This is a genomic window from Streptococcus mitis, from assembly GCF_002096855.1.
Classification (GTDB): Bacteria; Bacillota; Bacilli; order Lactobacillales; family Streptococcaceae; genus Streptococcus; species Streptococcus mitis_Y.
Genome location: NZ_NCVH01000010.1, coordinates 1 through 1096, shown reverse-complemented (window position 1 = coordinate 1096; position 1096 = coordinate 1). Strand labels below are relative to the sequence as shown.

Below are 1096 nucleotides of genomic sequence, written 5' to 3'. Positions count from 1 at the left end.
GATTTTTATCGCTCTGAATATCAAAAAAGAAAGGACGAAATTTGTCCTTTCTAGATATTAGCTTTTCTTCAACCCACTACAGTTGACAAAGAGCCGAGTTATAAACCCTCATTCAAACGGAGAATAAGGGATTCGAACCCTTGCGCCAGTTACCCGACCTAACGATTTAGCAAACCGTCCTCTTCAGCCTCTTGAGTAATTCTCCAATTAATGGGCACGAGTGGACTCGAACCACCGACCTCACGCTTATCAGGCGTGCGCTCTAACCACCTGAGCTACGCGCCCAAGTTAAAAACTTGGTATTTTGAACAAAGTTCAAAGCGGGTGACGAGAATCGAACTCGCGACAACAGCTTGGAAGGCTGTAGTTTTACCACTAAACTACACCCGCATACATACTATTAATAAAAATGGCGCGAGACGGAATCGAACCGCCGACACATGGAGCTTCAATCCATTGCTCTACCAACTGAGCTACCGAGCCTTATTGCGGGAGCAGGATTTGAACCTACGACCTTCGGGTTATGAGCCCGACGAGCTACCGAGCTGCTCCATCCCGCGTTAATACAAAAGGAGGATGTGGGATTCGAACCCACGCACGCTTTTACACGCCTGACGGTTTTCAAGACCGTTCCCTTCAGCCGGACTTGGGTAATCCTCCAAAATAGTCCGTACGGGATTCGAACCCGTGTTACCGCCGTGAAAAGGCGGTGTCTTAACCCCTTGACCAACGGACCAAACTTTATGGGCACGAGTGGACTCGAACCACCGACCTCACGCTTATCAGGCGTGCGCTCTAACCACCTGAGCTACGCGCCCAAGTTAAAAACTTGGTAATTTGAACAAAGTTCAAAGCGGGTGACGAGAATCGAACTCGCGACAACAGCTTGGAAGGCTGTAGTTTTACCACTAAACTACACCCGCTTAAATGGGAGTTAACGGGATCGAACCGCTGACCCTCTGCTTGTAAGGCAGATGCTCTCCCAGCTGAGCTAAACTCCCTAAAGCTAAGCGACTTCCATATCTCACAGGGGGCAACCCCCAACTACTTCCGGCGTTCTAGGGCTTAACTTCTGTGTTCGGCATGGGTACAGGTG

At 49.4% G+C, this 1096-nt stretch carries 10 tRNA genes and 1 rRNA gene; all 11 read right to left on the bottom strand.

Features of this window, described 5'->3' with window-relative positions:
- Positions 1-117: 117 nt before the first annotated feature.
- Positions 118-205: transfer RNA gene (locus B7698_RS00585), tRNA-Ser, on the bottom strand.
- A 6-nt stretch (positions 206-211) separates the two neighbouring features.
- A tRNA-Ile gene (locus B7698_RS00580) sits at positions 212-285 on the bottom strand.
- Between the two features lie 34 nt (positions 286-319).
- Positions 320-390: transfer RNA gene (locus B7698_RS00575), tRNA-Gly, on the bottom strand.
- Positions 391-410: 20 nt separating this feature from the next.
- Positions 411-483, bottom strand: a tRNA-Phe gene (locus B7698_RS00570).
- A 3-nt stretch (positions 484-486) separates the two neighbouring features.
- Positions 487-560 (bottom strand) — tRNA-Met (locus B7698_RS00565).
- A 10-nt stretch (positions 561-570) separates the two neighbouring features.
- Positions 571-660 (bottom strand) — tRNA-Ser (locus B7698_RS00560).
- Positions 661-664: 4 nt separating this feature from the next.
- Positions 665-736, bottom strand: a tRNA-Glu gene (locus B7698_RS00555).
- Positions 737-744: 8 nt separating this feature from the next.
- A tRNA-Ile gene (locus B7698_RS00550) sits at positions 745-818 on the bottom strand.
- Positions 819-852: 34 nt separating this feature from the next.
- A tRNA-Gly gene (locus tag B7698_RS00545) sits at positions 853-923 on the bottom strand.
- Between the two features lie 5 nt (positions 924-928).
- Positions 929-1001 (bottom strand) — tRNA-Val (locus B7698_RS00540).
- A 4-nt stretch (positions 1002-1005) separates the two neighbouring features.
- Positions 1006-1096 (bottom strand): 5S ribosomal RNA (gene rrf, locus B7698_RS00535); the annotation flags it as partial.